Genomic DNA, 24,485 nt, shown 5'->3' on the forward strand with positions numbered 1-24,485 from the left:
AGCGCAGCGCCGGTCAGAACAGGCCGGAGATCCGCCCGTCCGCGGCGACGTCGATACGCTCAGCCGACGGCCTCGACGGCAGGCCCGGCATCGTCATGACGGCGCCGGTGAGAGCCACGATGAATCCGGCACCGGTACGTGGCAGCAGCTCGCGCACGTGCAGGGTGTGGCCGCTCGGCGCGCCCAGCGCGCGTGGATCGTCGCTGAAGGAGTACTGCGTCTTGGAGATGCACACCGGCAGCCGATCCCAGCCGTTCTCCCTGATCACCGCCAGATCCTTGTGCGCCTGCGGAGAGTACTCGATATCACCCGCACGGTAGAGGCGCGTGGCGATGGTGCGGATGGAGGCCTCCACTCCGTCAGCCGGATCATAGAGCTGGGTGGACCGACCACGGAGGTTACCCAGGACCAGCTCGGCGAGCTCCGCGGCACCGGCCCCGCCCTTGGCCCACACCTCGGCCTCCGCCAGGGCGACACCGAAGCCCCGTGCCCAGGTGCGCATGAACTCACGCTCGGCCGTGGTGTCCGCGGTGAACACATTGAGCGCGACGACCGGGGTGACCCCGAACTGCTGGATATTGGACACGTGCCGCTCGAGGTTGGCCACGCCGGCCTTCAGCGCCGCGAGGTTCTCGGTGGCGAGCTCCTCCTTGGCCAACCCGCCGTTGAACTTCAGCGAACGGATCGTCGCGACGACGACCGTCCCCGCCACGTCGAGGTCGCCATAGCGGGCCTTGATGTCGAAGAACTTCTCGGCGCCGAGGTCGGAGCCGAAGCCGGCCTCGGTGAGCACGATGTCGGCGTACTGGAGCGCCACCCGGGTGGCCAGGAGCGAGTTGCAACCGTGGGCGATGTTGGCGAAGGGACCACCATGCACGAAGGCCGGGGTGCCGCCGAGGGTCTGGACGAGGTTGGGGTTGATGGCCTCCTTCAGCAGGGCGGCCAACGCGCCCTCCGCCTGCAGCTGCCCGGCGGTGACCGGCTTCCGCTCGCGGGTGAAGCCGACGGTGATGGCGGCCAACCGACGTTTCAGGTCGGTCAGGTCGGTGGCCAGACCGAGGATGGCCATGATCTCCGAGGCCGCGGTGATGGTGAAGCCGGTCTCGCGCGGCACCCCGTGGGCGGACCCGCCCAGGCCGGTGACGACCTCGCGCAGGGAGCGGTCGTTGACGTCCATGCAACGCTGCCACGTCACGCGCCGGGAGTCGATGTTGAGGGCGTTGCCCTGGTGGATGTGGTTGTCGATGAGCGCCGCCAGGGTGTTCGTGGCCGCGGCAACGGCATGGAAATCCCCGGTGAAGTGGAGGTTGATCTCCTCCATGGGCACGATCTGGGAATAACCCCCGCCGGCGGCACCGCCCTTCATCCCCATCAACGGCCCCTGCGACGGTTCCCGGATGGCCACCGCAGCCTTCTTCCCGGCGCGGGTCAGCGCGTCGGTCAGCCCGATGAGGACGGTGGACTTACCCTCGCCGGCCGGGGTCGGTGACACGCCGGTGACGAGGACGAGTTTGCCCGTGGGCGCGTCCCGGGGAAGCCGCGTGATGTCGACCTTGGCCTTGGTCGTGCCGTACGGGATGACGGCGTCGGCCGGGATGCCCGCGCGCCGGGCGATCCCGGTGATGGGCTCAAGCGTGTGGGCCTGGGCGATGTCGACGTCGGTGAGTGCCTGGGAAACCATGGTCTTCAGCGTACTGAGGCGCGCGGTGGCGGAGCAGAGCTTTTCCGGAGCCATCCGGTGAGGCGGGTGCTTCCGGAACCGGGCACCCGCGACACCCGGGAGAGGCAGGGCTAGAATCCGATGGAGCTTAGGGTTCCGACGCAGCTCCCGGCGCACCCGAAAAAAGCTGGTCCACGGATATGAGAGGTGACCGAGCAGTGGCGAAGGACGATCAGGGCAGGGAAGAGCTGACCACACGGCGGGCCTGGGAGAATGCGGTCCTCGGTGAAGGGGAGGAACCCGATCCGCGGTTCACCCTGGCGAATGAGCGGACCTTCCTGGCGTGGACGCGGACCTCACTGGCCTTCCTGGCCGGCGGCATCGCCCTGGCGGCCTTCCCCCTGGAGCAGATCTCCGACGCCGTCCGGACCCTGACCGCGGTCTTCGTGGTCGCCATCGGCCTGTTGATCTCGGCGGGTGCGGCGGTTCGCTGGCTCCGGGTGGAGCGTGCCATGCGGCGCAAGCGGCCGCTGCCGGTGCCCGCGATCGTGCCGCTGCTCTCCTTGGCGGCCGTCTGCGCCTGCCTGTTGGCCATCGTGGTGCTTCTCTGATGGCGGAGCCGCTGATCCACGGCGACCCCGGGCTGCAGCCGGAACGGACCACGCTCGCCTGGGCTCGCACAACGGTGTCCTACGCGGTGTCCAGTGCTATCCTGCTGCGCTGGCTCCCCCATTTCGGGCCCTTCGTCATCGCGCTCATCTGCCTGATGGTGCTGACGGCGCTGGGAATCTACGCCTCCCAGCGCTCCCGGCACCAGGCCGCCGTCCGCGGGCTGTCCGTCGGCCGCGTGCGGGCGCAGACGGGCTCGGTGCTGACCATGACCCTGGGCATGGTGGTCTTCGGGGTCTCCGGGATCATCCTGATCCTGACCACCTGACCGGGCCGGCGGGCATGGTCGGCCCCGTGTCCCGCCGACTTGCTACCGGTCCAGGTAGAGCTTGCCCCGGAACTGCGGGTGCATGAGGTTCTCCTTTGAGAGCACCTGGTCGAGGGTCTCCTCGTCCATCAGTTCCTTCTCCAGGACCAGCTCGCGGATTGAGCGGCCGGTCTCGGCGGCCTCCCGGCCGATGAGGTCGCCGTTGTGGTGGCCGATGAAGGGGTTGAGGTAGGTGACGATGCCGATGGAGTTCTCCACGTAGGCGCGGCAGACCTCCTCGTTGGCGGTGATGCCCTCGACGCACTTCTCACGCAGGGTGTCGGCCGCGTTGCGGAGGATGCGGATCGACTGGAACAGGGATTCGCCGATCACCGGCTCCATGACGTTGAGCTGCAGTTGCCCGGCCTCGGCGGCCAGGGTGACGGTCAGGTCATTGCCGAAGACCTTGAAGCAGACCTGGTTGACCACCTCGGGGATGACCGGATTGACCTTGGCCGGCATGATCGACGAACCCGCCTGGCGGGCCGGCAGGTCGATCTCGTTGAAGCCGGCGCGCGGACCGGAGGACAGCAGCCGCAGGTCATTGCAGATCTTCGACAGCTTCATGGCCGCGCGCTTGACGGCCGAGTGGGCCAGTACGTACGCGCCGGTGTCGGAGGTGGCCTCGATCAGGTCGCGGCTGGAGACGATGTCGAGACCGGTGATCTCGGCGAGGGAGGCGACGACCTGGTGGCGATAGCCGGCCGGGGTGTTGACGCCCGTGCCGATCGCGGTGGCGCCGAGGTTGACCTCCAGCAGTCGGTTGGCCGCCTCCCGCAGCACCGCCTGCTCCTCGGAGAGGTTGTGGGCGAAGGCCTCGAATTCGTCACCCAGGGTCATCGGCACCGCGTCCTGGAGCTGGGTGCGGCCCATCTTGAGGATGTCGGCGAACTCGTGGCCCTTCGCCCGGAAGGCGGCCCCCAGCTTGTCCCCGGATTCGATGAGATCGGACATCGCGGCGTAGAGACCGAGACGGAAGCCGGTGGGGTACGCGTCGTTCGTGGACTGGCTCATGTTGACGTCGTCGTTGGGGTTGATGACGTCGTAGGACCCGCGCTCCTCCCCCAGGTACTCCAGCGCCAGGTTCGCGACCACCTCATTGGTGTTCATGTTGGTGCTGGTGCCCGCGCCGCCCTGGAAGACATCGATGGGGAACTGATCCATGCACCGGCCCTCCTCGAGAATCTGGTCGCAGGCCCAGACGATGGCCTCGGACTTCTTCGAGGGCAGGGTGTGCAGACGCCGGTTGGCCAGGGCGGCGGCCTTCTTGACCTGCACCATGCCGCGGATGAACTCCGGGATGTGATTGATGGTCGTCCGCGAAATCCGGAAATTCTCCATTGCCCGCACGGTGTGGATGCCGTAGTAGGCGTCCGCCGGCACCTCCAGGCACCCCAGCAGATCCTCCTCCATCCGGGTCCTCCGCACGACAGCCTTCCCGGTCGACGACTTCCCCGACTCCTCAGCGGAGGAGCCGCCGTTGGCGGTGTCAGCGACCTTGATGTCAATGTGCTCGGTTGCTGCGGTGGATTCCGCGGTGTCCTTGGTCTCCGTCGTCTCCGACTTCTTGTTCCTAGCCATGGGCGGCCAATCCTCTCACTCAGGCTGTGCTGTGAATTAGTTCCCACCCATGGTAGCCAGGATTTTCCCGGCCGGACACGCCCCTCAGATACGCGCGATGCGCAGCTCCGAGGCCAGGATGGCCTCCGCCCCGAGATCCGCGAGCTGGTCCATGATCGCGTTGGCGCTCTTCAGCGGAACCATGGCGCGCACGGCCACCCAGTTCTCCCGGGTGAGCGGGGAGACCGTCGGGCCGGACAGTCCCGGGGTGATCCCGGAGGCGGCCGGCAGGTTCTCGCGGGAGACGTTGTAGTCGAGCATCAGGTAGTTCTGGGCGTGGAGGATGCCCTCGATGCGCCGCAGCAGGACCTTCTGCTCAGTACTGAGTTCAACACCCGAGCGGGCGACGATCACGGCCTCGGAGTCGACGAGCGGCTCGCCGAACGGGGCCAGGCCCTGCTTGCGCAGGGTGTTGCCGGTGGACACGACGTCAGCGATGGCGTCGGCGACGCCGAGCCTGATGGAGATCTCCACTGCGCCGTCGAGACGGATAACGGTGGCGTCGATGCCGCGGGCGGACAGGTCGTCGCGCACCACGTTCGGATAGGAGGTGGCGATGCGCTTGCCGGCGAGATCCTCGACGGTCCAGATCTCGTCGGCGGGGGCCGCGTACCGGAAGGTGGAGCCGCCGAAGCCGAGCGAGAGCACCTCCTGGACGTCCGCGCGCGAGTCACGGGCCAGGTCCCGGCCGGTGATGCCCAGATCGAGCTTGCCGGCGGCGACGTAGATGGCGATGTCCTTCGGGCGCAGGAAGAAAAACTCGACGTCGTTGACCTTGTCGAAGACGTTGAGTGCCTTGGAGTCACCGCGGCCCTTGTAACCGGCCTCGGAGAGGATCTCGACGGCGGCCTCGGACAGGGATCCCTTGTTGGGGACGGCGATCTTGATCATGGTGGTGGCTGCTCCTAGAGGTACTTGTAGATGTCGTCCGGGGTCAGGCCGCGTGCGACCATCATCACCTGGGTCCAGTACATCAGCTGCGAGATCTCCTCGGCGAGCTCTTCGTCGGACTGGTACTCCGCAGCAATCCAGACCTCACCTGCCTCCTCGATGACCTTCTTGCCGATGTGATGGACACCGGCATCCAGGGCGGCGACGGTCGAAGAATCCTCAGGGCGGTTCTTCGCGCGATCGAGCAGTTCAGCATGCAGGGAGTCAAAGTTCTTCACCCGCGCCATTATTCCACGCCGCGACCGTCACCGCGTGAGGTGGTCGAACCAGCCGAGCACGTCGTCGGCCGTCACCCCCGCCAGGCTGGCGGATTCCTGCAGGTCCCGCAGTGCGGTCACCCCCGCCGGCACCGGGGTGTCCGGGTCCGCGGGCAGCCCGATCACCCGGCACCCCGCCATGGCCGCGGCGGTCATGCCGGCGGTGGAGTCCTCGAACACGAGACACTCGGTCGGGTGGGCCCCGACCCGGCGGACGGCCTCGAGGTACATGTCGGGGGCGGGCTTGGGGTGCGCGACCTCGTCACCGGCGATGGAGTCGACGAAGAAACGCCTGCCGACGGCCTCGATCGACGGGTCCGCCAGCTCGCGTTCGGTGTTGGTGGTCACCAGCATCGGCACCTCGCGGGCGTGGAGATCGGCCAGCAGCTCGGGCACCCCGGGGTTGGGCGTCAGGTGGGCGTCGAGCAGTTGCGCCATCCGGTCGAACAGGTGGCGGCGGTACCGCGGGTAATCCTCGTCGGTCAGTTCGACGCCGGCGTGCGCCGCGCACACCTGGAGGGTGTTGGGGAAGCTGCCGCCGACGGTCGTGTCCCGCAGCTCAGGGGTGAGCCGCCGGCCCAGCAACTCGCTGAGTTCGTAGGTGGCGGTCCCCCACAACGGTTCAGTGTCGACGAGCGTGCCGTCCATGTCCCAGAAGATCGCCGTGAGCATGCGGGAAGTCTACCTTCCCGGCCGGATCGTGGGGCACTGATGACTACGGTTCTCCGCGGGCACCCGTACCCTGAATGGGCCCGCCGCCGGGCTCCCCCTCCCCACCGACACCAGGAGCAGAAGACATGCCCGGAACCACACCCTCCCCTCCCGACTCCCCCTGGCTGACGCTGGGCTGCTGGTTCCTCATCGTCCTGGCCCTGTCCGCGCTCCTGCAGCTCCTCCAGCACCTTTTCATCCCGGGTGAGGGCGCCGTGCAGCTCGTCTGGTTCGCGCCCGCCCTGGCGCTGGCGGTCATGGCGCTGGCGGTACCGCACCGTATCCGCGCCCTGCTGCCCGACCGGGTGTCCGGACGCACGTTCGGCCGTCACCTGCTGTTCTGCCTCGTCGTGCTGGCCGGCTATGTCGCCCTGGTCACGGGACTGTCCGCCACCCTGGGCACGATCCGCGCCGAGCCCCCGGTATTCGAGGAGCTGCTGGTGTCCTCCCTCGCGGCGGTGGTCGTGGGCGCGTTCGTCGAGGAGGTCGGGTGGCGTGGTTTTCTCCAGCCGGCGCTCGAACGGCGGCTGCCGCTGCTGCTGGCCGCAGCGGTCACCGGGGTGGCGTGGGCGGCCTGGTACCTGCAGATCTTCCACGACCTGCTCCTCGCCGTGGGGTTCGCGCTCACCTCGATGGCCATCTCGGTCGTGTACGCGGTGGTCAGCGTGGGAAGCTGGTGGCAGCGGGGACTGCTCGCGGGGCTGTTCCGCGCGGGCACCGGCGTGACGTTCATCCTGGTGCTCGCGCAGGACAATCCCCGCAACGCTGCGGTCCCGCTGGCGGTGTTCCTGCTCGCGCTCGTCGTCGGCGTCAGCTGGTTCGTGCGCGGCCGGCGCAGGAGCGTGGTGGCGGTGGTGGCTGGCTAGTCCAGCTCGGGCAGCTCCGCCAGGGCGGCGTCCTCGGCGCCGGTGGCTGCGGCGGCGTCGTGGATGATCCCCGCGAGGATGTCCTTCTCCTCCGGCTCGATGACGGCGTCGTGGTGGCGGGCGTTGAACTCGGCGAGTTCGTCGACCCGGTTGCGGACCACCGCGGCCAGGGTCTCGGCCGACGGGTCGTCCGGCAGGAGGTCGAGATCGTCGAGCAGCTTCTCGAGCAGCCTCTTGAGTTCGGGGAGCACCGCCGGATCGAACGGCTGGTCCCAGAACTCCTTTTCCTCGGGCTTGAGATAGCTGCCGGTGGCGAAGTCCTCGAGATCGGAGATGAACTCGTCGACGGCGGGCTGGAACTCGGAGCGAATCGTCATGCCGTCATTGTCGCTGAAAAGCACTAGAGGTGCACGCCCAACAGTGCATCCACCGCGGTGGAGACCACCCCTGCCGCCCCCTCCTCGTCGGTTCCGCGGTCGCCGGTGGCCCAGGCGTCGATCGCCCGGAGGGCACCGGGGGTGTCGAGGTCGTCGGCCAGCCGGGTGCGCACGTCCTGCACCAGTTCCCGCGCCGTGGCCACGGAACCCGGGGAGGCAAGTGCCTCGCGCCAGCGGGCGAGCCGGGCCTCCGCGGTGGCGAGCACCTCGTCCGACCAGTCGCGGTCGGCGCGGTAGTGACCGGCGAACACGCCCAACCGGATGGCGCCCGGCTCGTGGCCGGCGGCGGTCAGCTTCGAGACGAGGACGAGGTTGCCCAGCGACTTGCTCATCTTCACGCCGTCCAGACCGATCATGGCGGCGTGGACGTAGTGGTCGGCCATGCGCTCGGAGCCGGTGGCGGCCTCGGCGTGGGCGGCGGAGAACTCGTGGTGCGGGAAGATCAGATCCGAGCCGCCGCCCTGGATGTCGAAGCGCTCACCTAGGCAGTTGGTGGCGATCGCCGAGCATTCGACGTGCCAGCCGGGGCGCCCCTCCCCGAAGGGAGCCCGCCAGGTGGGCTCGCCGTCGCGGCGGGCGCGCCACACCAGGGCGTCGAGCGGGTCGCGCTTGCCGGGTCGATCCGGGTCGCCGCCGCGCTCGGCGAAGAAGGACAGCATGGTCTCGCGGTCGTAGTTGGACTCGTAGCCGAACTGTCTCGTCGCCTCGATCGAGGCGTAGATGTCCGGGTGCTCGGGGTCGTCGACGACGTAGGCGGCGCCGGCGTCGAGAAGCTTCTGGACGAGGTCGATGATTTCGTCCACGGACTCGAGGACGCCGATGAAATCGCGCGGCGGGATCACCGACAGGGTCTCCATGTCGGAGCGGAACAGGTCGACCTGGCTGGTGCCCAGCTCGCGCCAGTCCACCCCGTCGCGGTCGGCGCGCTCGAAGAGCGGGTCGTCGATGTCGGTGATGTTCTGGACGTAGTGGACCTCGTGCCCGTTGTCGAGGAGGAGACGGTACACGAGGTCGAAGGTCAGGTAGGTGGCCGCGTGGCCCAGATGCGTCGCATCGTAGGGGGTGATGCCGCAGACGTAGAGGCCGGCGGTGTCACCGGCGTCGACGACGCGCACCTCCTGATCGGCGGTATCGAAGAGAGCGAGCGGGACGGGAGCGCCGTCGACGCGGGGAACATCGGGTGTGGGCCAGGACTGCATGGCTCACACTGTAACGGAGTGTCAGTAGGGCTGAAGCACCCCGGTCGCCAGCAGCAGCATGACCAGCAGGCCGACCGGGATGCGCCAGGCGGCGAACCACGCGAAGGAGTGGTGGGCGACGAACCGCAGTAGCCAGGCGATGGAGGCGTAGCCCAGTACGAACGTGATCACCACGCCGACGGCCAGCATCGGGGCCGAGGCCATCTGGCCGCCCGCCTCGCCCGAGAGGGCCGAGGGAAGCGAGTACAGGCCGGCGCCGAGGACCGCCGGTATGGCGAGCAGGAAGCTGAATCGGGTGGCCACCTCGCGGTTGAGGCCCGTGAACAGGCCGGCGGAGATCGTGCCGCCGGAGCGGGAGACGCCCGGGATCAGCGCCAGGCACTGGGCGAAGCCCATGATGATCGCGTCCTTCATGGTCAGCTCCTCGAAATCGCGCTCCTTCCTGCCCCACTTCTCGGCGGCGATGAACACGAAGGAGAACAGCACGAGGACCGCTGCGGTGATCCACAGATTGCGCAGCACGTCCCGGATGAGGTCCTGGAACAGCAGGCCGGCCACCACCACCGGGATGGTGCCGACGATGACCATCCAGCCCATCCGGTAGTCGAAGTTGCGGTGTTCCGGCTTGAACAGGCCGCGGAACCAGGCGATCAGGATCCGCCAGATGTCCTTGGCGAAGTAGACCAGAACGGCGATCTCGGTGCCGAGCTGCACGACGGCGGTGAAGGAGGCGCCGGCGTCGACCCCCCAGAACAGCTCGGAGACGATCCGCAGATGACCGGAGGAACTGACCGGAAGGAACTCGGTCAGCCCCTGGACGATGGAGAGCACGATCACCTGTATCCAGCTCATCTGATCTGCGGCGGTCTCCGCCGCCTGCGCCAAGAGGGTCGGATCAGTCACTTCTGTCGCTTCAGTCACCCGGACCACCGTACTACTAGTGTGGACGAGGTGAAACAACGATTGGTGGGTGTCAGCGGTCTGCGGGTCTCGGAGATCGGGCTGGGTACTAACACGTGGGGCGGTGCCACCGGCGCCGCGGAGGCGACCACGATGCTCGCCCGATTCGTCGACGCCGGCGGCAGTCTCGTCGACTGCTCCCCCGCCTACGCCGGCGGCCGGGCGGAGCGGATTCTCGGACAGGTGCTCTCCGGCGGGGTCGACCGCTCCGAGCTGGTGATCTCCTCCGCCTCCGGGGTCTCGCCGCACTCCCCGATCGGCAGCCGGGTGGACTGCTCCCGGCGTCGGCTGATGATGCAGCTCGACGCGACGCTGGCCGAGCTCGGCACCGATCACCTCGACCTGTGGTCGGTGGGTTACTGGGACGAGAAGACCCCGCCGGCGGAGGTCGCCGAGACCCTCGACTGGGCGGTACGTACCGGCCGGACCCGGTATGTCGGCCTGCGCGGCTATGCCGCCTGGCAGCTCGCGGTGACCTCCGCCGCCGCGCCCTCGACCCGCCCGGTCGTCGCCACGCAGAACGAGTACTCGCTGCTCGTCCGCGAGGTCGAGGAGGAACTGCTGCCCGCCGCCCGGCATCTCGGCGTCGGGGTGCTCGCCGCCGCACCGCTGGCGCAGGGCGTGCTCACCGGAAGGTACCGCTCGGGGCTGCCCACCGGCGCCCGCACCGAGGCCCACACCTACCTCGGCACGAAGGCGCACACGGTCGTCGAGGCCCTGTCGACGGCCGCCGACGGGCTCGGACTCTCCCCCGCCAGCGTGGCCCTGGCCTGGACCCGCGACCGCGCGGGCGTGTCCTCGGCCGTCGTGGGCGCGAGTACCGCCGATCAGCTGGCGGAACTCCTCTCCGTCTCGCACGTCACGCTGCCGCGCGCGATCGGCAAGGCCCTCGACGACGTCTCGCGCTGATCCCGCCCCATCTCACACGGAGTCGTCGCCGGAGGGAACGGCCCCCGCTGCTAGGCTCGGTGTCTGTGACTGTTGCGACCGGACGTGCTCGATCCCTCGCGGCGTTGATCGCCGCCACCTCCCTGACTCTGACCGCCTGCCAGCAGGGCAGCTCTCCGGAGCCGGGCCCGGAGATGGGCAACGCCGTCGCCCAGCCCTCCCCCGCCGCCACCGGCGCGGACGGCCGCGTCATCGAGCTGCCGGCGGCCACCGCCGAGATCTCCGACATGGAGGTCTCCGGCGACGTGCTCGGGCTGCGCTCGGAGACCACCCTGACCATCGGCACCGTCGGCGAGATCGAGAGCGGTGACGCGACCGAGCTGAGTGTCGACGCCGCGTGCGGTGACCTCACCGTCACCGGCACCACCTTCGTCCTGCCCTGCGGCGACGAGGTCCGGCTCATCGACGCCGCCAACCCGGCCGACGAGGAGATCCGCGACGTCTCCGACGCCGCGCCGGCCACCGTCGCCGCGCTGCTGTCCACCGGTGAGTTGATCGTGGGCAACGACCGGGAGGCTGAGGTGACGGTCTACCGCGACGGCGAGGATCCGGAAACCATCGCGGTCGCCGCCCCGACCACGCAGATGATCGCCGTGCAGGTCGCGGGCTCCCCCGACTCCGTGATCCGCACCTATAATCCGGACACCACAATTCAGGACATCGACTGGACCAATGACCGGCAGGGCGGGACCCTGCGGCTGGGCATCGGTCTCGGGCAGATGTCCGGCGGCCCCGACGGCCTGGTCCTCGCCTCCGACAACTCCGGTAGCCAGTTGACCGTCTACACCGCCGACGACGTCATCCGCCTGCACCAGACCGCCCCCGTGGACGAGAGCCCGTGGGGGGTGGCCTGGGACGAGACCAACCGGTGGGCCTGGATCGCCTCCACCGCCGAGAACTCCCTGGCCGCCTACGACATCTCCACCGGTGTCCCGCTGGAGGAGCACCGCCTCAGCTCCGTGGCCGACGCCCACAACATCGTCTTCCTCTCCGACGGCACTCTCGTCGCCGCCTCCGCGACCGGCGACGGCCTGCAGGTCATCGACAACCCCGCCGCCGTCGGCTGACGCCCGCACCCCGCCCCCCTCACCTCCCCTGAAGGAGTCCCGCCCGTGACCCGCCACCGTTCCCGCCTGCGCACCTCCGCCTATCAGCTGGCGCTGAAGGCCATGTTCACCCTCCCGGCCGAACGCATCCACGGCATCATCGGCGACGGCCTCGGCCTCCTGCAGGCGGCCCGCCCCGCGAACCGCCTGCTCGGCAAGGTGCTCGCGGTCAATGACCCGGTACTGTCCCAGGAGGTCTTCGGACGCACCGTCCCGCGCCCCCTGGGCCTGGCCGCCGGCTTCGACAAGAACGCCGGCGCCCCCGACACCTGGACGGCGATCGGTTTCGGCTACGCCGAGCTCGGCACCGTCACCGCCTCCCCGCAGCTGGGCAACCCCACCCCGCGCCTGTTCCGGTTGAAGGCCGACCGGGCCATCCTCAACCGCATGGGCTTCAACAATGCCGGTGCCGCCGAGGTGGCCACCAACCTACGCCGGCGCCGCTCCAATGACGTGATCGGCATCAACATCGGCAAGACCAAGGTCGTCCCGCCGGAGGCGGCCGTCGACGACTACCGGCGCTCGGCCTCCCTGCTGGGGGGACTCGCCGACTACGTGGTGGTCAACGTCTCCTCCCCGAACACGCCGGGGCTGCGGGATCTGCAGGCGGTCGAGTCCCTGCGCCCCATCCTCACCGCCGTGCAGGAGGCCACCAAGGCCCCGGTCCTGGTCAAGATCGCCCCGGATCTCAGCGACGAGGATGTCGACGCAGTCGCCGACCTCGCCCTCGAGCTCGGACTGGCCGGCATCGTCGCCACCAACACCACCATCTCGCGTGAGGGACTGGTCACGCCGGCCGCCGAGATCGAGGCGATGGGATCCGGCGGGGTGTCGGGCCCGCCGGTGGCGGCCCGTTCCCTGGAGGTGCTCAAGCGGCTGCGCGCCTACGCCGGCGACGGCCTGGTGCTGATCTCCGTGGGTGGCATCACCACCGCGCAGGACGCCTGGGAACGTATTGCGGCCGGTGCCACCCTGCTGCAGGGCTACACCGGCCTGATCTACGGCGGACCCGACTGGATCCGTGACATCCACCTGGGCATCGCCGCCCAGATTCGGGCCCACGGCCTGACCTCGATCACCGAGGCCGTCGGTTGCGGACTGGACTGGGTCGACGCCTAGCCACCGTGGTCTTCGCCCGGCTCAGCCCTTCGGAATCAGCGACCTGCGGATGACCAGTCCACAGAGGAACGCCAGCACGGCGTACATGGGCAGCCAGTACTGCGCCATGACGTAGAGCGCGGTCGCCGGCAGGAAACGGCTGAGGATGACCAGGGCGACGGCCACGATCAATGCGATCACCTGGCTGCGGCTGGCCGCCTGATCCTTGCGCACCGTCGCGAAGGCGCCGAAGATGACCGCTGCCAGCAGGATCACCAGAAAGCTGGGGGTCACCACGAAGGGGACCATCCAGCCGTCGAGGAACACCGAGACCACGGTGAACACGAGGAGCACGATCGCCAGCGCCATGAAGGCGCCACCGACACGCAGGGCCACAGGGATCCGGTAGGAGCCCGGGGAGGGATTCTGCTTATTCTTGGCGGTCATAGATACAGAAGACTACTTGTTCTCGTACCAGCCCCACAGGATGGCGCGGCCGATCGAGTGGAAGTAGAGGTTGAAGCCCAGGACGGTCGCGGTCGAGCCCGGATCGACGTCGAGCTCCTCGACGTCCACGGCGTGCACGGCGTACAGGTAGCGGTGCGGGGCGTGGTTGGCGGGCGGATTCGGACCGTAGTAGGTCTTCTGTCCCGAGTCACCGGCGAGCGAGACCACCCTGTCAAGGCCGCCGAGGGTCTCATCCGAGCCCGCGCCGGTGGGCAGCTCCGTGACGGAGGCCGGGATGTTGAACACCGCCCAGTGCCAGAATCCGGAGGCGGTGGGCGCGTCTGGGTCGAAGCAGGTGACCGCCAGGGACTTGGTGCCCTCGGGCAGATCGGACCAGGCCAGCTGCGGGGAGACGTTGGAGGGCGCCCGGAACTTCTCGGGGATCTCCTCGCCGTCCGTGAGGTCGGTGGAGGTCAGCGTGAAGGAGGGCAGGTTCTTGAGCGGGGCGTACGGATCGGGGCCAGGGAAACGGGAATCGTTCGCGTAGTTACTCATGCCCCCTTTTGTACCCGAGTTCCCACCTTCCCGTCCCCGGTTTGCCGGCCCGCCCCACCACCGAGGGGGAGACTCGCCGCCCCCGGCGGCGGTGGCGGAGGCAAGTTGCGGGACAGCCGTCCGGCAACCCGGCGTGCAACTAACTTCTACCTGCGGATTTGTGGGTTTCCGTGACTACCGGCTACAGTATTGCAAGTGCCCAGCCGAGAGGCTGAAACACCCAGCCCGGGTGGCGGAATGGCAGACGCGCTAGCTTGAGGTGCTAGTGTCCTATTAACGGACGTGGGGGTTCAAGTCCCCCTCCGGGCACAATCACAGACCGTGGAACACAGTGAGAATGTGCTCCCCGGTCTTTTTCTTGTCCACCGCTGCTGCCCAGGCCGTGGGGTTCCGCTGCCCCACCGACAGGATCCACAAGGGTGCTTCCGCGGCCCGCGCCCTTTCTCCAGCGCCCTTCAGGTGCCCCTCAAGGTGTCTCTCACCAGGTTTTTTCCGGCTGCTATGGTGATCCGGCCATGGACAAAGACCAGATACCATCGTCAAACATGCGCACCTTACCCACCCGCGTGGTGGAGGTGCCCGCCGCCCATGAGGGCCGACGACTCGACAAGTTTCTCAGGGCCAACCTCAAGGGGGTGCCGCCGCCGTTGCTGTTTCGCCTACTCCGGAAGGGGCGGGTGCGCGTCAACGGCCGCCGCGTGGAACCCGGATACCGCCTCCACGACGGGGATCAGTTGGAGCTGCCCCGCATGGAGGTTATCGACACCAAGCCGCCCGCACGCATTCCCGCCGCCCTGCTCCGCCAGATCGAGCAGAGCATCCTCCATGAGGACGACACCCTGATCGTGCTCAACAAGCCCGCGGATGTCGCCGTCCACGTCGGCACGGGCGTTTCCGGAGGGGTGATCGAAGTGCTCCGCCATCTGCGGCCCGATCAGCCCGATCTGGAGCTGGCGCACCGGCTCGACCGCGAGACCTCAGGGCTGCTCATGATCGCGAAGACCCCCGCCATGCTCCGGCACCTCCAACAGGTGCTGCGGGACAGCTCCTCCCTCGACCGGCGCTACATCGCCCTGGTGCGCGGCGCCTGGCCCACCAAGCTCACCGAGGTGCGGGCCCGGTTGCGCCGCACCGAACGCACCGTCCTCGTGGATGGGGACGGACAGACCGCGTGTACGCGCTTTTCCATCCTCCGCCGCTTCGGGAACCGCGCCACCCTCGTGCAGGCGCGTCTCGTGACCGGTCGCAAACACCAGATCCGGGTGCACACCCGCCACGCCGGCCATCCCATCGCGGGAGACCAGAAGTACGGGGACGACAGTTTCCACCGGAGCCTGCGGGAGCTGGGCGGGAGCCACATGTTCCTCCACGCCTCTGAGCTGCGTATCCCCCTGCCCGGTGGCGAAAAGCTCCACCTCACCGCCCCCACACCCCCGTCATGGCAGCGTCCCCTCGATCTACTCACGACGCCCGGGAAGCGCGCGCCCCGGCCCCGGCGGCGCAACCGGGTCTGAAGGCCCGCCCATCGGGCCCACGGCCCGGGACTAGTGCTGCTCGTTCGGATCGTTGTCGGCGTCCGCCTTGGTGGCGTGGTGGGTGCCCGCGACGTGGTCCGGGGCCGCGTAGATCGAGTAGAGCTTGACCGGCTCATTGCCCTCGTTGACGAGGTTGTGCCACTTGCCGGCCGGAATGAAGACGGCGTAGTCGTCCTCGACGATCTGGTCGACGTCCAGATCGTCCTCGGACTCGCCGATCATGATGTGGCCCTTACCCGACTCCAGGCGCAGGAACTGATCGTGGTCGTCGTGGACCTCGGCGCCGATCTCCCCGCCAGCCGGGATGGACATCACCGTCATCTGGAGGAACTGGCCGGTCCACAGAGTGTCACGGAACGCGTCATTGGCCTTGGTGGCCTCCTCGATGTCCAGCACATAGGGGTTCGGTCCATGATCGATACGCAGGTCAGCCATGTTATCTCCTTTATGTTGAATCAGTGTCCCTTCAGTTTATCGAGACTCCGGCGCAGCGGCCACGAATGATAGGCTCACCTTCATTATTGATTCCCATTCTTTAGCTTGCCTTTTAGCCCAGATCTCCCGCCCCCGCCGCGAATTCCGACCCGGCCCCGGCCAGGGGATAAGGTGATACCCCGTGAAGCACTCCCCTTCCCCCGCCCGCACCTGGCTGGGCAACCTCGGCGACTTCGTCCGTGGACTACTGTGGGACGCGGTCACGGCCGTCGCCGCCTGGTCGCCGACCCGGAAGGCGTTGGTCATCGCAGGCGTCGCGGCGTTCCTGGCGGTCACGCTGTTTGTCGACGTCCCGTCGGTCGCCACCCTGCGGGCATGGGCGAAGGCCGCCGGCACCGGGTTCATCGTCCTGTTCTTCCTGGGCTACGTCCTGATCACCCAGTTCCCCATCCCACGTACCCTGCTCACCCTCGCCAGCGGGGTGCTGTTCGGCCCGTGGCTGGGCGTGATCATCGCCCTGGGCGCCACGACGGTGTCCGCGGCCCTGTCCCTGGCCATCGTCCGGGGGCTGCTGGGCGACTGGATACGACCCCGGCTGACGCATCCGGCCGTCGACGGAATCAACCGGAGGCTGCGCCAACGCGGCTGGCTGGCGTTGGCCTCCCTGCGGATGATCGCGGCGGTGCCGTTTTCGGTGCTGAACTACGCCGCGGCCCTGACCTCCATCCCGCTCGGCATGTTCACGTTGGCCACTTTCCTCGGTTCCGCCCCGGGGACGGTGGCCACGGTCCTCCTCGGGGACACCCTCACCGGGGAGGCCGAGCCGGTGGTCATAGTCATCACCGTGGCCCTCGCGATCGTGGGGGTGCTCGGCCTGGTGGTGGACTCCCGCCTCCCGGTCAAGCCTGCGCGGTAGACTGTTCCGGGCACCGTCCACCCCCCGATCCTGAAGGAGAACCGTGATGCTCGCCGTGCACGCCCGTTACCGGGGACGAGAGGTCCGCCGCGCCGAACTGGTCCGCCGCTCCGCCGAGGCCCTGTCGACCCTGCAGGGCGTGGGCGAGTTCCGGATGCTCGGCGTGGAGGACATCTGCGCGGCCATCGATTCCCCCGAGGCGCTCTGCGACATCGTGATGGCGCTGCTCTCGGACGGTGGCTGGGCCATCGGCATCGGTATCGTGCCCGGTGCCCCGCAGTCCGGGCAGACCGAGGAAGTCGAGGAGCGCGTCCGCGGGATCGCCACCGCATCCCTGCCGGGCCGCACCCGGGCGGGTGGCGTGTGGGTGCGCATCGACGCCGCTGACACCTCGCGCGCCTCCGCGTCCCGTGCCTCCGCCGACAGCAACGACATCGCGGCGACCTTCGCGTTGGTCGGGCATGTGCTCTCCAAGCGCACGGTGGAGGGCCGGGAGGCCACGTCGCTGATGCGTTCGGGGTTGAATCAGAACGAGGCCGCCGCAGAGTTGGGCATCTCCAAACAGGCGATGTCCCAGCGCCTGCAGGCGGCCGGGTGGCAGGTCGAAAGCGGTGGTTGGCAGCTGGCGGTCAACCTCATCCGCCGGGCGGGAACGACCCCCTAGCGCTCCTCCGGCTCCGAGGAGGGCTGCTGCTCGGGGAAGAAGTCCGGCCGGGCGTCCGGGGCGGGTCCACCGAGCTCACGCACGGCGAAGTCCTGGTCAGTGGTCCGCTGGGAGGCGTCCTGCCCTGCACCAGCGTTGCCGTTGCCGTTGCGGCCGGGCCGCGGCGCCACCGGCTCGTCCTCGTCGACGGAGCGGTTGGCCACCGCCTGGGCGGCGGCGACCGCGGCGGCGATCTCCGGATCGGAGGCGGTGGAGAACCAGTCGTCGATGTTCTCCGGCTCGGCCATCTCCTTCGTCTCCTCGTCGACATGCGTCGGCTCGTAGCGGAACACGCCCTCCTCGTCCTTCTTCGCGAAGGCGCGGGCGAACTCCTCCAGGGAGTCGCCGAACTGGGAGGGGATCATCCACATCGTGGAGGCCTGGCCCTCGGCCAGCTTCGGCAGCTTCTCCAGGTACTGGTAGGCCAGCACCTCAGGCGTCAGTTTCGAGGACTTGATCGCGGCATTGACCTTCTGGATGGCGCGCGCCTCACCCTGTGCCTGCAGGTAGCGGGCCGCGCGCTCACCCTCGGCACGCAGCATCATGCCCTGGCGTTCGGCCTCGGCGGCGAGGATGGCCGCGTGCTTCTCGCCCTCGGCGGAGAGGATGCGGGCCTGCTTCTCGCCCTCGGCGGTCTTGATGTCGGACTCGCGCCGGCCCTCGGCGGTGAGAATCATCGCCCGCTTCTCGCGGTCCGCCTTCATCTGCATCTCCATCGACTGCTGGATGGACGGCGGCGGGTCGATGGCCTTGAGTTCGACCCGGCTGATGCGCAGTCCCCACTTGGAGGTGGCGGCGTCCAGCTCACCGCGCAGGCGGCGGTTGATGGTCTCACGGGAGGTCAGCGTCTCCTCCAGCGTCATGCCACCGACGACGTCGCGCAGTGTGGCCACCGAGATCTGCTCGACACCGACGATGTAGTTGTCGACGCCGTAGATCGCCCGGGCGGGGTCGTTGATCTGGAAGGTGACGACGATGTCGATGGCCACCGTCAGGTTGTCCTGGGTGATGACCGCCTGTGGCGGGAAGGAGACCACCCGCTCACGGGTGTCCACCCGGGCGCGGACCCGGTCGATGAACGGGACGAGCAGGGTCAGCCCTCCCGACACGGTGCGGGTGTAGCTGCCCAGGCGCTCGATCACGGCGGCCTCGCCCTGAGGGATCAAGGCGATGGACTTGATCACGACGATAGCGACGAAGATCAGCAGAACAACGACCAGGATGATGCCTAGCACGGTTCAGTGCTCCTTCCAGACGACAGCGGTGGTGCCGTCGATGCTGATGACGGTGACGCGCTCGCCGGCGGCGAACGTGTGGGTGGGATCCAGGGATCGGGCGGACCAGATCGAACCGTCGAGCCGCACCTGGCCGCCGGAGGCCTCGACCGTCTCCAGGACCTCGGCCGTGTGCCCGACCAGTGCGGTGGTTGACGTGTCCAGCACCTGGGGTCTGTGCAGCCGGCGCTTGAGGAACGGGCGCAGGAAGACCAGCAGCCCGAGCGAGGTGATCACGAAGCTGAGCACCGAGCCCCACAGTGGAGCCCCGGCGAGCGAGACACCGGCCGCCGCCAGCGCGCCGCCGGCGAGCATGAGCAGGGTGAACTCCCCCACCGCCAGCTCGAGACCGGCGAGGACCAACGCCGCGATGAACCAGATGATTGCTCCCACGGCCCTAACCTACCGCAACAGCGCCACCGCGCGCGTCAGATCAGATCCGATTTGCTGAGCCCGGGGGTCGTGACGAAATCGACCAGGCGCTCGACGGCCCCGATGAGGCTGGAGTCCAGGTCGCGGAAGGAGTTGACCGCGGAGTAGACGCGGTGCCAGCCCTCCTTCGGATCGGACCAGCCGACCCGCCGGCAGATGCCGGTCTTCCAGTCCTCCCCGTAGGGCACGTCGGGCCAGGCGCGTAACCCCAGGCGCTCCGGCTTGATGGCCGCCCAGATGTCGATGAAGGGGTGGCCGGTGACCAGCACGTGCTCCCCCACGGTCCGCGTCATCCGCGTCTCCTTGGAGCCCTCGACCAGGTGGTCGGCGAGCACACCGACGCGCCGCCCCGGCGCGGGGCCGAATTCCGCGAGCCGCTCCGGGAGGTTGTCCAGGCCCTCGAGGTACTCGACGACCACTCCCTCGACACGCAGGTCGTGTCCCCAGACCTTCTCGACGATCGCGGCGTCGTGGATGCCCTCGACCCAGATACGCGAGGGCGCGGCGACCTTCGCCTCGACGTTGTCCACCCGTCGGGAACCGGAGTTCGAGCGCCGGGGCGCCTGCTTCTCGACGTGACGGGTCAGCGTGACCGGCTGCCCCTCGAGCAGGAAACCGCCCTCGCGGTTGTGGAAGACCCGGTCGACCCCGTGCCGGTCCTCCAGTCGGATGAGGTCCCCCTGGTGGGTGCGCTCGTAGCCGGTGACCGCACCGACGAAGTCACTGCCGCGGACCTCGACCACCAGCCCGGGCTCCGCGGGCACCTTCGGGTACCCGGGGCGCCGGTTGCGGGAGTGCCCGGCGAGGATGTCACCGCCATAAGGATCGTTGAAGCTCATGACGGGCGAGTCTATCGGCTAGACTGCCGCGCCATGGACATCCGCGCCGAAGTATGGTCCCCACTGCAGAACACCGCCGTCTGGCTCGGCGCCTGGCTCCACGGGCTCGAGTCCACCGACAACCTGGTCGACGCGCTCGGCTCACTCGGCGGCCACCACACGCTTGTCGACGGCCGCCCGCTCGTCGACCTGCTCCGTGAGCTCCGGCAGGTCACCGCGGGCGCGATCACCGCATCCGAGGAACCGGTGCTGCGGCTCGTGCTCTCTGGCCCGGGTGAGGCGCCGGCGCTGCGGGCGGGCACGGATGCGGCCCGCGCGGCGTCGGCAAGCGGGGTGGGGGCGATCGTCATCCGCGACGACGACCCACTGACCTCACACATCCTCGTACCCACCGTGCTCGGGGACGGTACGGAGTGGGAGTGGTTCACCGAGACCGCCCCGCTGCCGGCCCCGGCGTGGCTGAGCCCGGGCGAGGCCGATCAGCTGCTCACCCGCGCGACGGGGGAAGCCGCCCGTCTGGTGGAGGCGTCCGGGTACCGCACCGACGCGCTGAATTCGCCGCGTCTGACGGTGGGCACGTTGGCGGACTTCTACGACACCCCGGGTCTGCCGTCATCGGTGCCGGCCCGGGCGGCGAAGCTCTTCGCCCGCGCCGACCGGGTGGCCGCCATCATCGAGACGGTCACCGACCGGCTGGCCGACCACCGGATCGACCCGCAGCTGCTGGGGCTGTGGCGGCACATCCGCGCCGCCCGGATGGCCGGGGTGGCCTACGCGGTGCGCGAGTTCGGCCGGATCTGACAGCACCCCGGTCGGCAGGGTGCGCCGTTGACGGTGCAGCCCTGGACGGTCACCTCACCGAGGCCGACGCGCGGGACGTCGGTGGCGACCTCGACAGCCAGGTCGATGACCATCCGCGCGAACTCGTCGGTGGGGCCGGCGGTACGGGTGCGCTCGACGCGCACACCCAGCTCGTCGGCGGCCTCGGCCAGCTCGCTGTCGAGGTCCCAGATGACCTCCATGTGGTCGGAGATGAAGCCGACCGGGCACACGACCACGGACTTCACGCCGTCGCCGGCCAGTTCGGTGGTGTGGTCGACGATGTCGGGCTCGAGCCACGGGGTCGCCGGGTTGCCGGAACGCGACTGCCACACCACGTCGTAGTCGTCGACACCCGCCGCCTCGGCGATCAGGCGGGAGGCCTCCTTGACCTGGCGCGAGTAGAGGTGGGGATCCTGCGGACCGCCGGCGGCGGTGTCGGCGGCCGTGGGTACGGAGTGGGCCGTGAACAGCAGGCGGGTGCCGGCGATCTCCTCGGCGGGGATGCGGGCGTAGGCCTCCCGGACGGCGTCGGTCATGACCCGGATGAAGATCGGGTGGTCGTAGAACTGGCGCAGCTTGGTGAACTCGATGGCCGGCAGATCCTGCTCCGCCAGGTGGTCGATCATGCCCCGGATGTCCTCGTTGTACTGCAGGCAGGCGGAGTAGCCGCCCCAGGCTGAGGTGGCGAAGACCAGCGCCTTGCGCACCCCGTCGCGGGCCATCCGTGCCGCGGTGTCATTGGCCAGGGGGTGCCAGTTCCGGTTGCCGAAGTAGACGGGCAGGTCGATCCCGCGGGAGACCAGCTCCTTCTCCAGATGGGAGATGATCTCCCGGTTGAGGGCGTTGAGCGGGCTCACGCCGTCGAAGTGGTAGTAGTGCTCACCGACCTCCTCGAGCCGCTCACGCGGGATGCCGCGGCCGCGGGTGACGTTCTCCAGGAAGGGGACGACCTCGTCGACGCCTTCGGGGCCGCCGAAGGAGAGGACGAGGAGGGCATCGTAGTCGGGCAGGGTCTCAGGATGATCAGCCATGCACCGAGAATATCAATCTTTTGGTTTAGATCAGCATTCCGGATTAGATCAGGCGGACGGCGTGATCCGACATGCCCGTCCAGCGCACCGGAGACTTCTTGACCACGGATCCGGAGTTCGGTGCCTCGATCATCATGCCGTCACCGAGGTAGATGGCCACGTGTGTGCTGCCCTCGGGGCCGTAGAAGATCAGGTCACCGCGCTGCATCTGGCCCGGATCAATTTTCTCGCCGCGATGGTACTGGTAGCCGGAGTAGTGCGGCAGCGCGATGCCGGCTCCGGCGAAGGCGTAGACCACCAGGCCCGAGCAGTCGAAGCCGGTCTTCCGGAAGTCACCGTGGGCGTCGCCCACTCCACCGTCGCGGATGCCCTGGGTCGGGCCGACGGCGTTGCCACCGCCCCAGGCATAGGGCACGCCCATCTGGGACTCAGCGCGGGCGATGGCGATCTCGATGAGCTCCTCGCGCGTGCCGGAGACGGCCTCCGAGGCCCGGTCCGTCACGGAGCTGAGGGTGTCGATGGCCGGGGTGGTGGTCACCTCGACACCACCGTCGGACTCACCGTCGTCCTCGGCCCGGGAGCTGCCCGAGGAGGACCCCTGCCCGGTGGTGTCGCCGGCGCCTGCCCCGGCGGTGGTCGCCGCGGCATGCTGCACGGCGGCGATGTCACCGCCCGCGGCCCCCTCGTCGGAGACGGCCGGGTACGGGCTGTCCAGATTGGAGTGGTCCGGCTGGGAGGCGGCGATGATTCCGGCGGCCGCGGAAACGGCCGTCTCCGCGGCCGCACCGCGGGTGGCGGTGGCGGCCTCCTCGTCACGGGCCCGCTGGTCAGCCTCCTCCTGCTGCCGGGCCTTCTCGGCCTCGGCCGCCGCGGCGGCCTCTTTCTCGGCCTCCCGGTAGTCCTGGTAGTCCTGGCGCTGCTCGTTGAGGGTGGCGACGTGCTCGCGGGCGGCGTCGAGATCCGTCTGCGCCTGATCCCGCCGGGCGACCAGCCGGTCCCGCTCAGCGGAGCGTTCCGCGATCTGGCGGGAGTTGTCCTCGATGGCGGCGCGCGCCTCTGCCTCCGCCTCGACGGCCCGGGCCTCGCGCTCCTCGGCGAGGTTGCGGGCCTCCCGCAGCTGCGATTCGCGGTTGGCGTTCTCCGCGCGCAGTCGGTCGAGCTCCTCGATGGTCTCCCGCTGCTTATCGGCGGTGGTGCGCAGGTACGTCTGGCGGTCGAGCGCGTCCTCGGTGGTCGAGGTGCCCGCGGCGTCGGAGACGGCGTTCGGCGTGGCGGTGCGCCGGTAGGCGGTCCGGGAGATCTCGTCGAGGGCCGACTGGGCCTCCTCGAGGCGTCGCTGCGTGTCGTCGAGTTCCTCCTTCGCCGCCACGACCCCCTGGCGGGCCTGTTCGGCGGCGGCCCGGGCGTCGTGCAGGTCGACCAGCGCCTTGTTGACCGCCTCGTGCAGGCCGCTCACCTCAAGCTCGAGCCGGTCGATGTCCGCCTGCGTGTCGGTGATCGAGCCGACGAGCTCCGAGACCGTCTGCTCCCCGTTGCCGACGGCCGTCTCCGCGGCGGCGATCTCGTCGTCACCGGGGTTCACCGGTTGCGCGGCGGCGGGCGTGAGCGTGGCGAGCAGAGCACCCCCGGCGAGGGTGGCCAACGTGGCGCGCAGGCGGGCTCGCGCAGGGGTGCGGCCCGGACGGGGCGGGGTGGACGACTGTGCCGACACTAAGACTCCTTACACCCGCTGATCCAGGGCAGAACCTGGACTTCGGGGCAACCTTGCTGGGTTCACGAATAGCGCGGCACACGGGCCGCCAGGTCCCGTCCACCCGGCATCTCCCGCGCTCGGCATGCTTCCCCACGTGCCCGTGCGGGACGGTGGCGTCCGACTCTCCCGCAACGGAGAGTCAAGCCGCGACTCCTGATGTAGCTGGGACGCTTGCCGACCCGTGAGCCGACAACAGAACCATAAAGCACTTCCGACCCTTACGTGTGATTATTCACCATTGTTCACACGCGTATCGGCTCGCTCGTCCGGGTGGGTGGGGTTATTGGCCTGGGAAGTTACGGAGCGATAACAAAAGAGTGAGTTTGATCACAAATAGGCCAAGACGGGCACATTCCACAGGGATTTACAGAGATCCGGACCCGTAGGGACCCCCGTCCGGCCCATCACGGGCCGACTAGGGTCAGGCCTCCAGGCTTGATGCCGCCGAACTCCCCGCCCGGTGCGGGCGTGCCGTCAGGGCGGAGCACGCCGTGGCGGCCGCGACCGCGACCACGACCACGAGGACCAGCACGGTGACGAGGGTCCAGTTGATCCCCGCGGCGTTGACCTGATCGATGAACTGGTGCGTGGCGGCCGGAATGTCGGGGTTGCCCAGGAAGGGGTGCTGCGCCGACTCGAGCTCGGCCCGCGTGTGCACCTCGCTGACGACCGCGCCCGAGGAGGGCGTGCGCACCAGCACGGTCCCCAGATCCGTCGCCAGCTGCAGATCCTGGGCGACGTCGCGCAGGTCGGCCGTCTGGGGCGGGGTGCGGTCCAGGACCACGACGCCCAGGGGGCCGAAGTCGTTGGCCTCGGCATACGCCACGGCGTCGAGAAGCGCCGGTTCCAGCCCCCCGTGGTTCTCGCCCACGGCCACCGAGTCCTCCTCCAGCTGGCGGGTGAGGTCGTCGATGTCGATGTCGGCGGGAATCATCGTTGCGCTTCTCTTTCGGC

27 protein-coding genes and 1 tRNA gene are annotated in these 24,485 nt (G+C 69.0%); 11 read left to right on the forward strand and 17 right to left on the reverse strand.

Going from position 1 to position 24,485, the window contains the following annotated elements; genetic code table 11:
- Window positions 1-13 precede the first annotated feature (13 nt).
- Window positions 14-1,681, reverse strand: coding sequence for a formate--tetrahydrofolate ligase (locus A605_RS07480; RefSeq protein WP_027004152.1), 1,668 nt, complete (start codon window positions 1,679-1,681; stop codon window positions 14-16).
- Window positions 1,682-1,860: 179 nt separating this feature from the next.
- On the opposite strand from A605_RS07480, the gene A605_RS07485 reads away from it, so the two are divergent.
- Together A605_RS07485 and A605_RS07490 are read left to right on the forward strand one after the other, a co-directional pair.
- Window positions 1,861-2,271, forward strand: coding sequence for a YidH family protein (locus tag A605_RS07485; RefSeq protein WP_081602102.1), 411 nt, complete (start codon window positions 1,861-1,863; stop codon window positions 2,269-2,271).
- A complete protein-coding gene (locus A605_RS07490; RefSeq protein WP_015400899.1) occupies window positions 2,271-2,597 on the forward strand; it encodes a DUF202 domain-containing protein in 327 nt (108 codons plus the stop codon). The genes A605_RS07485 and A605_RS07490 overlap by 1 nt, the downstream gene beginning before the upstream one ends.
- Before the next feature lie 42 nt (window positions 2,598-2,639).
- Here the strand turns inward: A605_RS07490 and aspA are convergent, their stop codons facing one another.
- The 4 genes from aspA to A605_RS07510 form a co-directional block, all read right to left on the reverse strand.
- Complete coding sequence (gene aspA / locus A605_RS07495) at window positions 2,640-4,049, reverse strand: aspartate ammonia-lyase (protein WP_244429031.1); 1,410 nt, start codon at window positions 4,047-4,049, stop codon at window positions 2,640-2,642.
- 252 nt (window positions 4,050-4,301) lie between these two features.
- The gene (hisG, locus tag A605_RS07500) at window positions 4,302-5,147 is read right to left on the reverse strand and encodes an ATP phosphoribosyltransferase (protein WP_015400901.1); all 846 of its coding nucleotides are present in this window, start codon (window positions 5,145-5,147) and stop codon (window positions 4,302-4,304) included.
- Window positions 5,148-5,161: 14 nt separating this feature from the next.
- Entirely contained in the window at window positions 5,162-5,437 is a 276-nt protein-coding gene (locus A605_RS07505; protein WP_034990176.1) for a phosphoribosyl-ATP diphosphatase, read from the reverse strand.
- A 15-nt stretch (window positions 5,438-5,452) separates the two neighbouring features.
- A complete protein-coding gene (locus A605_RS07510) occupies window positions 5,453-6,136 on the reverse strand; it encodes an HAD family hydrolase (protein ID WP_015400903.1) in 684 nt (227 codons plus the stop codon).
- A 125-nt stretch (window positions 6,137-6,261) separates the two neighbouring features.
- Between A605_RS07510 and A605_RS07515 the strand changes: the two genes are divergently transcribed.
- Window positions 6,262-7,041, forward strand: coding sequence for a CPBP family intramembrane glutamic endopeptidase (locus tag A605_RS07515; protein ID WP_015400904.1), 780 nt, complete (start codon window positions 6,262-6,264; stop codon window positions 7,039-7,041).
- Here A605_RS07515 and A605_RS07520 read toward each other — a convergent pair.
- The 3 genes from A605_RS07520 to A605_RS15710 are packed head-to-tail and all read right to left on the reverse strand — an operon-like array spanning window position 7,038 to window position 9,529.
- Window positions 7,038-7,418, reverse strand: a complete 381-nt coding sequence (locus A605_RS07520) for a hypothetical protein (protein WP_015400905.1) — start codon at window positions 7,416-7,418, stop codon at window positions 7,038-7,040. The genes A605_RS07515 and A605_RS07520 overlap by 4 nt on opposite strands.
- Before the next feature lie 23 nt (window positions 7,419-7,441).
- Window positions 7,442-8,677, reverse strand: coding sequence for a cysteine--1-D-myo-inosityl 2-amino-2-deoxy-alpha-D-glucopyranoside ligase (mshC, locus tag A605_RS07525; protein WP_015400906.1), 1,236 nt, complete (start codon window positions 8,675-8,677; stop codon window positions 7,442-7,444).
- Between the two features lie 21 nt (window positions 8,678-8,698).
- Window positions 8,699-9,529, reverse strand: a complete 831-nt coding sequence (locus A605_RS15710) for an undecaprenyl-diphosphate phosphatase (RefSeq protein WP_015400907.1) — start codon at window positions 9,527-9,529, stop codon at window positions 8,699-8,701.
- Window positions 9,530-9,628: 99 nt separating this feature from the next.
- Between A605_RS15710 and A605_RS15715 the strand changes: the two genes are divergently transcribed.
- The 3 genes from A605_RS15715 to A605_RS07545 all read left to right on the forward strand — a co-directional run bounded on the left by A605_RS15715 (window position 9,629) and on the right by A605_RS07545 (window position 12,810).
- Window positions 9,629-10,546 carry an aldo/keto reductase gene (locus A605_RS15715; protein WP_034990345.1) on the forward strand — a complete coding sequence of 306 codons (918 nt, stop codon included), beginning with the start codon at window positions 9,629-9,631 and terminating at the stop codon, window positions 10,544-10,546.
- A 65-nt stretch (window positions 10,547-10,611) separates the two neighbouring features.
- Entirely contained in the window at window positions 10,612-11,652 is a 1,041-nt protein-coding gene (locus A605_RS07540; RefSeq protein WP_149029399.1) for a YncE family protein, read from the forward strand.
- A 45-nt stretch (window positions 11,653-11,697) separates the two neighbouring features.
- Window positions 11,698-12,810, forward strand: a complete 1,113-nt coding sequence (locus tag A605_RS07545) for a quinone-dependent dihydroorotate dehydrogenase (protein ID WP_015400910.1) — start codon at window positions 11,698-11,700, stop codon at window positions 12,808-12,810.
- A 21-nt stretch (window positions 12,811-12,831) separates the two neighbouring features.
- On the opposite strand, the gene A605_RS07550 is transcribed toward A605_RS07545, so the two are convergent.
- Together A605_RS07550 and A605_RS07555 are read right to left on the reverse strand one after the other, a co-directional pair.
- The gene (locus tag A605_RS07550) at window positions 12,832-13,236 is read right to left on the reverse strand and encodes a hypothetical protein (protein WP_015400911.1); all 405 of its coding nucleotides are present in this window, start codon (window positions 13,234-13,236) and stop codon (window positions 12,832-12,834) included.
- Between the two features lie 12 nt (window positions 13,237-13,248).
- Window positions 13,249-13,791, reverse strand: a complete 543-nt coding sequence (locus A605_RS07555) for a YbhB/YbcL family Raf kinase inhibitor-like protein (RefSeq protein ID WP_015400912.1) — start codon at window positions 13,789-13,791, stop codon at window positions 13,249-13,251.
- 223 nt (window positions 13,792-14,014) lie between these two features.
- Between A605_RS07555 and A605_RS07560 the strand changes: the two genes are divergently transcribed.
- Together A605_RS07560 and A605_RS07565 are read left to right on the forward strand one after the other, a co-directional pair.
- Window positions 14,015-14,100 (forward strand) — tRNA-Leu (locus tag A605_RS07560).
- Window positions 14,101-14,336: 236 nt separating this feature from the next.
- Entirely contained in the window at window positions 14,337-15,305 is a 969-nt protein-coding gene (locus A605_RS07565) for an RluA family pseudouridine synthase (RefSeq protein WP_211208968.1), read from the forward strand.
- 30 nt (window positions 15,306-15,335) lie between these two features.
- Here the strand turns inward: A605_RS07565 and A605_RS07570 are convergent, their stop codons facing one another.
- A complete protein-coding gene (locus A605_RS07570) occupies window positions 15,336-15,761 on the reverse strand; it encodes a cupin domain-containing protein (protein WP_015400914.1) in 426 nt (141 codons plus the stop codon).
- A gap of 181 nt (window positions 15,762-15,942) precedes the next feature.
- Between A605_RS07570 and A605_RS07575 the strand changes: the two genes are divergently transcribed.
- Together A605_RS07575 and A605_RS07580 are read left to right on the forward strand one after the other, a co-directional pair.
- Window positions 15,943-16,677 (forward strand): TVP38/TMEM64 family protein, encoded by a 735-nt coding sequence (locus A605_RS07575; protein ID WP_015400915.1) that lies wholly within the window; start codon window positions 15,943-15,945, stop codon window positions 16,675-16,677.
- A gap of 46 nt (window positions 16,678-16,723) precedes the next feature.
- Complete coding sequence (locus A605_RS07580; RefSeq protein WP_015400916.1) at window positions 16,724-17,341, forward strand: hypothetical protein; 618 nt, start codon at window positions 16,724-16,726, stop codon at window positions 17,339-17,341.
- Here A605_RS07580 and A605_RS07585 read toward each other — a convergent pair.
- From A605_RS07585 to A605_RS07595, 3 genes are read right to left on the reverse strand one after another with little or no spacing between them, the layout of a single operon-like run.
- Window positions 17,338-18,615, reverse strand: a complete 1,278-nt coding sequence (locus A605_RS07585) for an SPFH domain-containing protein (protein ID WP_015400917.1) — start codon at window positions 18,613-18,615, stop codon at window positions 17,338-17,340. The genes A605_RS07580 and A605_RS07585 overlap by 4 nt on opposite strands.
- A gap of 3 nt (window positions 18,616-18,618) precedes the next feature.
- The gene (locus A605_RS07590; RefSeq protein ID WP_015400918.1) at window positions 18,619-19,047 is read right to left on the reverse strand and encodes an NfeD family protein; all 429 of its coding nucleotides are present in this window, start codon (window positions 19,045-19,047) and stop codon (window positions 18,619-18,621) included.
- Window positions 19,048-19,082: 35 nt separating this feature from the next.
- Window positions 19,083-19,925 (reverse strand): DUF3097 domain-containing protein, encoded by an 843-nt coding sequence (locus A605_RS07595; RefSeq protein ID WP_015400919.1) that lies wholly within the window; start codon window positions 19,923-19,925, stop codon window positions 19,083-19,085.
- Between the two features lie 33 nt (window positions 19,926-19,958).
- On the opposite strand from A605_RS07595, the gene A605_RS07600 reads away from it, so the two are divergent.
- Complete coding sequence (locus A605_RS07600; protein ID WP_015400920.1) at window positions 19,959-20,726, forward strand: hypothetical protein; 768 nt, start codon at window positions 19,959-19,961, stop codon at window positions 20,724-20,726.
- On the opposite strand, the gene A605_RS07605 is transcribed toward A605_RS07600, so the two are convergent.
- The 3 genes from A605_RS07605 to A605_RS07615 all read right to left on the reverse strand — a co-directional run bounded on the left by A605_RS07605 (window position 20,696) and on the right by A605_RS07615 (window position 24,465).
- Window positions 20,696-21,778 (reverse strand): ferrochelatase, encoded by a 1,083-nt coding sequence (locus A605_RS07605; RefSeq protein ID WP_015400921.1) that lies wholly within the window; start codon window positions 21,776-21,778, stop codon window positions 20,696-20,698. The genes A605_RS07600 and A605_RS07605 overlap by 31 nt on opposite strands.
- A gap of 43 nt (window positions 21,779-21,821) precedes the next feature.
- A complete protein-coding gene (locus A605_RS07610; RefSeq protein WP_015400922.1) occupies window positions 21,822-23,489 on the reverse strand; it encodes a DIP1281 family NlpC/P60 protein in 1,668 nt (555 codons plus the stop codon).
- Window positions 23,490-23,952: 463 nt separating this feature from the next.
- Complete coding sequence (locus tag A605_RS07615; protein ID WP_015400923.1) at window positions 23,953-24,465, reverse strand: Rv1476 family membrane protein; 513 nt, start codon at window positions 24,463-24,465, stop codon at window positions 23,953-23,955.
- Window positions 24,466-24,485: the final 20 nt, after the last annotated feature.

Origin of the sequence: Corynebacterium halotolerans YIM 70093 = DSM 44683 (genome assembly GCF_000341345.1) — a bacterium.
Lineage (GTDB): Bacteria > Actinomycetota > Actinomycetes > Mycobacteriales > Mycobacteriaceae > Corynebacterium > Corynebacterium halotolerans.